This is a genomic window from Microcystis sp. LE19-10.1B (assembly GCF_027530565.1).
Lineage (GTDB): Bacteria > Cyanobacteriota > Cyanobacteriia > Cyanobacteriales > Microcystaceae > Microcystis > Microcystis aeruginosa.
The window spans coordinates 1-8,638 of record NZ_JAPZQM010000665.1; the positions used below are offsets into that span (position 1 = coordinate 1).

The following is an 8,638-nucleotide window of genomic DNA, read 5'->3' on the forward strand; positions in this document are numbered from 1 at the left end:
ACCAGCAAAGAAATTAGTAAAAGCTGTTTGTAAATGTCTTAACCCTTGTTGTAAAGGTACACAGCTTACCTCATTGAGAAAGTCTAATTCTTCTTGCTTTTTCCAATCGGTTAGCATTGAAGAAGTTTGAGCGTAGCCTACGCTTTCTTGTCTTTCATACCAAGCTTGTGTTCGTTCGTGGAGAGCTTTGTTGTAAACTAATCTTACACAGCCCAATGTGCGCCGCAATAGCGACTCTTGTGTTGGTGTGGGGTAAAATCGAAACGAATAGGCTTTTTCCATATCCCGCATTCTAGCATATATTTCGTAAATGTGCTAATACTTAACAGTAAAGCCGTCGTAGAACGACGGGGTTTCAGACCCAAAATTTTCGATGATTTCCACCCTAACCCTTGAAGAAATCAAAACCCTAGTCTATCAACTTCCCCTCTCAGAACAAATTTCTCTCTTAGAAGACCTCGAAGACAAGCTAGAAACCCTCACCCTCATGAAACTAGCAGAAACAGGCTTTCCAGAATGGAACGACCCAGAGGAAGATATTTACAATGTCCAACCCTAAAGCTGCCGAAATTTGGTTAGTTCGCTTTCCCTTCAGCGACCTTAGCACCACAAAACTCAGACCCGCGCTAGTTTTAGCTGTACATCGAGAAGAACAAATCATCCTGGGAATCTTCTCCAAAATCCCCCCTGGAGAGTGGTGGGAAACTTGGATACTGGTTAGGGAAGGACATCCCAACTTCTCACAAACAGGCTTAAAAAAGACCTCTGTAATCAGAACTGACAAGATTGCGACGGTCAACCAGTCCGTTTTTCAACAGAAACTAGGCATTTTACCCTCAGACATCCTAAACCAAGTTCAAACTGCCCTCAAAAAATCCTTAAATATTCCCTAGCATTGATTTTATCCAATGATTAACTTTCCTAAAGCGATCCCAAAGACTTCCTTAAATTTCCCCTGAGCAATCCAGAAAGCTTCATTACTATACTACTATACAACTAAACAATCACTCAAATCTAATTCTCCAGAGGCTTTTCAATCCTGACATTAGTAAAACTGATTAACTTTGCTGGGGGGGGGGGTAAGAAAAACTTATTAAAACTGGCGATTGCTTCTTCTGCTATTGCTGTTAGTACCTTCGTGATAGCACCTGTTCAGGCTGCAACTGTTAGCAGCACATTTGATACAGATGCTGAAGGGTGGACAACAGTTTATTATCAAAACTCCGCGAGTAATAATCCCCCTAGTAGCCCTGCTAACCTTACCCATTTTGCTACTGGTGGCAATCCAGGAGGATATATTTCAGCGTCTGATTTTTCGGCGAACGATTTAACCTTTATTGCTCCTTCTAAATTTTTAGGAGATAAGTCTACTTTCCTTAATGGAAGCCTAAGTTTCGATCTTACGACTTCCTTTATTATCCCTGGAGGTTATGGTGCATTTTTGAGAGGTGCAGGATTGACTCTTGCATCATTCATTTCGACTCCAAATCCTAATCAATGGGAAACCTATAGTTTGGCTCTTAGTAATACAAATCAAAATACGTGGTTTAATATTCTTCCAGACAACTCGACCTTTGTGCCTGCCACTAATGCAGAAATTCAAGTAGTTCTTGCCAACTTAACTTCTCTAGAATTTAATGGTGATTTTCAATTTGGAACTGATACTACCACAATAGACAACGTTTTTCTCGTATCTCCATCATCACCTCCTGTTAGTTCCGTTCCCGAACCCTCATCAATTCTAGGGTTACTGAGTTTAGGAGTATTAGGAATAGGTGCAGCTTTAAAGCGAAAACTGTAACCCCTAAATTATCATCGGCAAAAGTTCCCTGACTTCGTTCTCGATTTGAAGTTAGGGATTAAGCGTTTGCTTGACCCAAATTCGGAATTGTTTTAATGCCATTGCACTACCTATTTTTTGACTATTTTGTAGCGTTTCTGGAATTTTTTCTATTAGATTAAATTGAGGAAATAGTCGGCTTTGGGAAGATTCAACATATTCCGATCCTTGCAAAACATTGATTTCCAGTCTCTCTCCATTATATCGCCACAATTCAGGAACACCCAATCGCTCATAATTATTAAATCGGGTTCGCTTAGTAATATCAATTTCAATTGCTAAATCGGGAGGGGGATCAATAGCCAAATCAAGTCGCTTTTTTCCCCTAACAGCAGCACAATTTTCGATATAAAAAGACTCATCTGGTTCTATTCCTTGATCCATTTGTTGATTTTTAAAGGTTGTCGATCCAGCGGGTTCATAGTCTAACTCTAATTCATCCAGGAGAACTTTAACCAAATCCCCGATTAAAACTTTGGTGTTTTCATGAATAAAAAGAGGAGTCATTGCTTCTAAAGTTCCCTGACTATAAGATAGACGAATTGACCGTCGCTCTCCCAATTCGTCAAGAATTTTTTCATAATCTTGCCAAGTGAGTGAAGTTAACAACAGGCAGTCGCCTGGGGTAACAGTTAGTTGTTTTAATGCTAATAACATCAGAATTTGTCGGCTCAGTTGTTATGATTGGGCGGTTTAGTCAGTATTTAACTTTTTTCTACCTTAGACTATATATAGCAGTTTTCATCAGAATGAGGCATGGGCAAGGGGGTTAAACTCTTTGTTGGCAAAACTTGTCGATACCTCAGTAACGTGAAAAGCGCTATATGCAAGAGTTCTAGTAAGCTGCCCGCGCATTTAAATTGCTTGTTGAGACGAGGCAAGAGGCAAGACCCAAGACCCGGTAGCATCTCACCTTTGCAATAAGTAGAAATGCTTAATGAGATCAATAAAAAAGTTAAAAAAGGCAACCATTTAGATAGGGTTTGCTGAAAAAGTTTTTCGTGGGGGCAGGGTGTGGGGTGTAGGGTGTAGGGTGTAGGGTTTTACCGATTTTCAGGTGGTCAATTACCCAATTTTCAGGGAAAAAGTCCAGGGATTTTCCCCCTGATCACTCCCATGCCCGGCACTTTTGGATTTCAAAAAAGTCTAAAAGTCTTATCCAACAAGGTTTTTAGATTTATTCAGCAAACCCTAATTAAGCTTTTCAACATCGATAATGTACCTCTTGCGAACAGGAAACGCTATATAAACCAGGCTCTTCTGGTTTCTGTGTGTAAACGAGGTCTATACTGATAGTTTCTTCTTTCAAAATAGTCCTAAAAGTCTTGCCCAGTAAGCATTTAACCTTACATAAGCAAAAATTATCACACAAAGTCGAGAAGAGCCTAAGTAGGTAGGCACAATTATTTGTAGGATGGGTTAGCGGTAGCGTAACATAATCGGGCGTTGGGTTTCATGCTTCAACCCAACCTACGTTCATTTTATATTTAATTCCACCCACCTACTTAAACCAGAAGAAATTGAAGCTATGGTTGATAAAAATAAAATTATTAATCAAGCAATGGGGTTGATTTTAGGATAGGAGAACTGCACAGAATAATCAGATAGCTAATTAAACCAGTTCAAAATTTTGTTCCAAATAGATGATACAGATGTTGTAAGTTTCTTCCAAATATTATCAAATTTATCCCAAATGTTTTCATCTGGAATAGGTACTGGTGCTTCTTTTCGAGGTTGTTGATGGAGTTTATCCCAATCTGTTGGAGGTGGTGTTTTACCCGTGTCAAATTTATCCCAAGCACTTGATGAATTGGTTTCAAGTTTTGTCCAGGGATCTGAAGATTTTGTATTTTTTGGACTGGTTTGAGTTTGAACTCCGTTAGGGGAGAAAGTCCATCCTTGACTTGAGGGAGGAGGGTATGGGGATGGAGTAGAATTATTAGATGTAAAACCCCAATTAGTAGGATTATTAACTACAGGAACAGGTGAAGTAACGATTGGAATAGGGTTAGTAGGAGGCACAAAACTCCATTTAGCTCCTGTGTAATTGTTGACTAAATTTTCAAGAGGTTGTAGGTTTTCAATATTTGATTGTTGACAAAATTTCTCTAATTCTTGGGTAAAATACACAATCTCAGGAGAAAGATTTTTAAGTTCTTTGAAAATCTTGGATGAATTAGGTTTAATTAGGTCTTTTTCGGAAAATAGTAGCCTTTCTTCTTGTTGTATTTGTTGCCAATAGTTGGGATTTTCTGATAGAACAAGCAATGATAAATAAATTACCATTTCTGAGAAATAGTCAGCTTTTGGACTTAATTTAGATAACTTATTTCTGTTAGGATGTTGATAACCAGGGAGTCCGTTAATATTGTCGGTTTCGTTGCTTAATTGAGGAACATATAAACTATCATAGTCAATTAAACATAGATCACCATTTTTACGCACTATAATATTACCGTGTTGTAAGTCTCCATGAGAAATATTATTTTGATGGAGAATTTTAACCATTTCTAAGAATTTTTCGGCAAAGTTACGGATAGAAGTCGGGTTATTAATATTATTAGATATAAAGTCTTTAAAGCTAATACCATCAACCCATTCCATTCTAATAATGGGAAATCTTTGTCCATTGACTAAAATTCCTTGTTCTTGGTAAGCAAAATCAACAAAATAAGGAAGTTGAACTGTTTTAAGATAGGCATCAATCGCCTTATAACGAATTTTTAGATCCCCTAAATCTTCTATCCAACATTTAAGGGCATATTTTTTAGGATTAGTTTGAATTTCATAAACAACGGCTTTTCCGCCATTATGAGACAGTAAAAAGTTCTGATTTTGCTTTTGCTTAACAGGCTTTCCTTGTTGTAAAATACCATCGTATATAAATCTATCAGGGTATTTTACGACTGTTTCATAGTCAGTTCTAAGCGGATATTTCATTTTTTTACATACCCCACAAATGTAAATTTAGACCAATTGGGAAGGGAATCAAATTCAAGTTTTTTAAACTTTGATGGTTCGCTTAATTGTCCAAAAACATCCCTTTCTGATTCACTAGCCAAAGTTCTCAGATTTGTCTTGGGTTTTATTTCTATTTCATCCCTTGCACAAGTAGAACATTGATTCAAGATTGCTTGATTAGCATAAAGATCAATCTGAAATTTAATCCATTTGTCTCCTTCTTCTAAAATTAAAACCTGAGATGAGTCAGATAAAGCAGGAATAATAATTTCTTGAAAAGTTTGATCTTTGTAGATTTTATTTCCTTTTTCAAGGTTCATATATTTAGGTTCATATTTAGTGACTTGACTAGATGAATTTGAATTGCTTGATTGTTCAGTTTTTATACTATTTATTTTGTTAGCTGTCTGAGAAATAAAATATAATATGGTCGCAGTGGAGAGTATAGTTAAGAATATATTTAAAGGAATAAAAACAAGGAGAAGATTACGGATTCCATCTATTCCTTTAATTACGGGTGGTTTGTCTTCTCTCAGTTGAGGACTTGAAGAAGAAACTCCTCTCGAATTGCGGTGCGTCATGGGTAAAGATGGCAGAAATTTTAATAATGTTTGTAGATTGAATCTTATTTTGGCAAAACCAGAAGTAACTTCTAAATTTTCAGCAGGAGTATTGTCTTTAGGTTCTTCTTCTACTTTTGAAGAATTGTTTTTATCTTCGTTAAAAGGCTGTTTATTTTCATTACTTGAAGGTAAAATGATAGGAGGATTTTTTTGATTTTCTTTTCTGGTTTGTGTAGGCAAACTGACGATTTCACCATCACTGACTTCTAAAATCATTAAAGTGACATCATCATTTTTCATTTTTATCGTGCCATTATGTCTAGCAGATTTTACAAAATTCTCAAACTCCTGTTCTGAATTAATTGTAAGTAAAGTTGTTAAAATATCTCTTTGCTGTTCTGTATATTTAAAAATATATTCAGCTAGAGCGTCAGTTGCTAGTACAAAATAAAGCTTATCTGAATGTTGTTTGTATTTTAATTCGATGTCTAAAAATTTTGGCTCATGATCATTATTTTTAGAGCGACTTCCAAAATATTCAGGTTGATTATTAAAATCCGTTGATTTTTTCAATAAATAGGTTTTAATTTGATTTCCCTGAAAAATAAACAGACAGCTATCGCCAACAATTGAGATTTTTGCTTGATTTTCAATAAATTGTAACCCAATAAAGGTAGATATTGCTGATTTAGAACGCTCCAAACCATTGTAAATCTCAATCCAGGCAAAATTATTACCGCTTTTTGCTTTTTCTAATTCTGCTTTAACTTCTTCTAACCATTTTTGCTGAATTAGTTCAAGCCATTCTTGCCAATTGTTTTTATCAATCTGGGGATTTTCACAAAAATAATCAACAAGAAGTTTTGACCATATACTTGAGTAAAATGATTGAGTTGCACCATCGGCGATCGCAAAACAATTCTTAGCTTCATTACAGCTAAAATTATCTTGACAACCGCTAATGGTTTCCATCTCTTTATGAGTTCTATGACTGAACCGACGGATGACTGAAACTTTATGATCAGATTGCATAATTAATGACAATAACTTTAGCGTAATGCTCCTTGAGAACCAAATTGAAGAAGTTTAATCAGTGCTTCAGCATCAGCATTAAAGATAAAACCTCTGGCATTAGGTTGAACATTAAAACCCGCATTTTTGGCACTCTCAGCAAGAGGCTCAGGAAGCACACTGGAAATATCAAACAAAAAGTTAGCAAATTTATTATTGCTAAAACCAGCATTGTCACTAGGTAACTCTATTTTCCCTGCTGATGCGTTAGAAATATGAGCATTCAAAACAATCACGTTACCGTCACTTGTTTTAAGTTGTGCTAGTTTTTTCGCTTCAGTAGTAGCAGCATTAGAATCATTAGGTTCTCCATCGGTTATATTAATCACAACAGGTGGAAAACTATCGCGATGATTAGAAATAAATTTTTCTACCCCAGTATAAGCCTGTTTAAAGGCTTCAGCCATTGGTGTTCCATTACTTGCAGTCGGTTTCACAAACACTCGCATTACTTCATCCACTTCAACCAACCCACCTGCACCATCAGAGACTTTTCTCTTAAGGGTTGTTGTATTGGGATTTTTAGCCAAATCTGAGGCTTTATCTAGAAATAGTACATTAATACTTGCTCCATAGCCAACCGCCGCCACAAAACATCTGTCTTTAATCTCATTACCCGATGAACAAGCTGTAATAATTTCTCCGATGACTCGATTAACGGCTAATGCGGCAAAATCTGCTTTATCTGAATTGGCGTATTTATCTGACATTGAAGCTGACTGATCAATCATAATCAGGATAAATCCAGGCTTGGCGCTACTCAGTTGTTCTTGATACATAACTTAAAGATTACTTCATTGATTTTTGAAAGGGAAAAGATGATCATGTCACCGCAAAATGGGCTATGATGACAATCTAGCAAGCAAATAGGACTAATTAGCTTGATTTACCTAACATCTCAGTATTGTAGCGTTTGATTTTAGTACAAAAGTAGGCTTTGGTACACAATTTATAGGTAGGTTATGGTACAGTCTTAGTTCCGTTTGGTATAATATATTGGATTAACCCTCTAATTTTTTAACCAGAAATGAATAATATTGACCAAGTTTTGCAATATGTTGATGATTTAATGTTTGAGAAAGTGGAGTCTCATCTGACACCAGTACAAGAAGCAATCTTGACAGGGGTTTGGCAAGGTCAAAAATATTGGCAAATTGCTCAATCTTTTAATGGTTGTAGTGAATCTCATATTAAAAAAGAGGCTGCTAACTTATGGAAAAAGTTGGGTAAGGTATTAGACGAAGATGTTAATAAAGATAATTTACGATCCAAGTTAGAAAGAAAATATCGGGTTTCTCAAGCTTATCATTCGGGGAATTGTTTGTTACAAATTGATAACATCAATATTGGTGGTCAAATTATTCAAACGACTAATGATAACCAAAACCGATCATATTCTTTACATAATAATAAATCTCCCATGATTGACTTAACAAAAGCCCCTGAATTAAGGTATAACTGTGGACGTAAGTTAGAAATATCAACCTTAAAAGAATGGCTAGATAATAAAACTCGATTAATTACCATTTATGGGTTAACTGGAATCGGAAAAACAGCTTTAACCCTTAAATTAATTTCAGAAATTGCCCCACAATTTGATTATATTATTTATCGCAGTCTGGAAAATATTCCTCAATTAATCGCTCTCAAAGATGATCTAAAACAGTTTTTCGCCCAATCTCTATCAACCCCCTTACCTGATATAATAGATTATCTAAGCTCCTATCGTTGTTTAATTATTCTTGATGATGTGCAGAATATTTTTAAACCGGGGGAATTAGCAGGTAAATATTTACCCGACTGTCAGGATTATCATAAATTTTTTCATCAAATTGCTACCACATCTCATCAAAGTTGCTTGATTTTAATTAGTTGGGAACTTCCCAGAGATTTTGTCACCTTAAAATCCGATAAAATTAAAACTTTATACCTGCAAGGTTTAACAACAGAATTTGAAGAAATCTTCAAAGAATACGGTTTAAAAAATGAGGAGAAATGGACGAAACTGAGCGAACTTTATCAAGGTCATCCTAACTGGTTAAATATCATCTCCTCAACCATTATTGGCAACATCTCAATAAATGCTGGTAAGGAAGCCGAAGTCAACCTAGAAAATGAACCCGCACTCGTGAGAAAGCATCGACTTAGGTTGCACTGAGGAAGAAAATCTGCTTTAACTAAGGATATGCTTCTTCCCATCGAG

Annotated in this window: 9 protein-coding genes; 4 read left to right on the forward strand and 5 right to left on the reverse strand. The window is 35.9% G+C overall.

What is annotated here, in order from left to right:
- On the reverse strand, window positions 1–282 hold a 282-nt coding region (locus O9332_RS23820), incomplete at its 3' end, for an RNA-guided endonuclease InsQ/TnpB family protein (RefSeq protein WP_288027672.1).
- A 91-nt stretch (window positions 283–373) separates the two neighbouring features.
- Here O9332_RS23820 and O9332_RS23825 point away from each other — a divergent pair.
- The 3 genes from O9332_RS23825 to O9332_RS23835 all read left to right on the forward strand — a co-directional run bounded on the left by O9332_RS23825 (window position 374) and on the right by O9332_RS23835 (window position 1,801).
- Complete coding sequence (locus tag O9332_RS23825; RefSeq protein WP_002761554.1) at window positions 374–559, forward strand: hypothetical protein; 186 nt, start codon at window positions 374–376, stop codon at window positions 557–559.
- Window positions 546–893 carry a type II toxin-antitoxin system PemK/MazF family toxin gene (locus tag O9332_RS23830; protein ID WP_012263951.1) on the forward strand — a complete coding sequence of 116 codons (348 nt, stop codon included), beginning with the start codon at window positions 546–548 and terminating at the stop codon, window positions 891–893. The genes O9332_RS23825 and O9332_RS23830 overlap by 14 nt, the downstream gene beginning before the upstream one ends.
- Before the next feature lie 245 nt (window positions 894–1,138).
- Complete coding sequence (locus O9332_RS23835; protein WP_002761556.1) at window positions 1,139–1,801, forward strand: PEP-CTERM sorting domain-containing protein; 663 nt, start codon at window positions 1,139–1,141, stop codon at window positions 1,799–1,801.
- Window positions 1,802–1,852: 51 nt separating this feature from the next.
- Here O9332_RS23835 and O9332_RS23840 read toward each other — a convergent pair whose 3' ends face one another.
- The 4 genes from O9332_RS23840 to O9332_RS23855 form a co-directional block, all read right to left on the reverse strand.
- Complete coding sequence (locus tag O9332_RS23840) at window positions 1,853–2,497, reverse strand: Uma2 family endonuclease (RefSeq protein WP_002761559.1); 645 nt, start codon at window positions 2,495–2,497, stop codon at window positions 1,853–1,855.
- Between the two features lie 951 nt (window positions 2,498–3,448).
- Entirely contained in the window at window positions 3,449–4,780 is a 1,332-nt protein-coding gene (locus tag O9332_RS23845) for a protein kinase domain-containing protein (protein ID WP_288027673.1), read from the reverse strand.
- Complete coding sequence (locus O9332_RS23850) at window positions 4,777–6,396, reverse strand: PP2C family serine/threonine-protein phosphatase (protein WP_002761563.1); 1,620 nt, start codon at window positions 6,394–6,396, stop codon at window positions 4,777–4,779. Before O9332_RS23850 ends, O9332_RS23845 begins: the two co-directional genes overlap by 4 nt.
- Window positions 6,397–6,413: 17 nt before the next feature.
- Entirely contained in the window at window positions 6,414–7,214 is an 801-nt protein-coding gene (locus O9332_RS23855; protein WP_002761564.1) for a vWA domain-containing protein, read from the reverse strand.
- A gap of 248 nt (window positions 7,215–7,462) precedes the next feature.
- Here O9332_RS23855 and O9332_RS23860 point away from each other — a divergent pair, with 248 nt between their 5' ends.
- Window positions 7,463–8,593: a helix-turn-helix domain-containing protein gene (locus O9332_RS23860; RefSeq protein ID WP_288027674.1), complete on the forward strand. Its 1,131-nt coding sequence runs from the start codon at window positions 7,463–7,465 to the stop codon at window positions 8,591–8,593.
- Window positions 8,594–8,638: the final 45 nt, after the last annotated feature.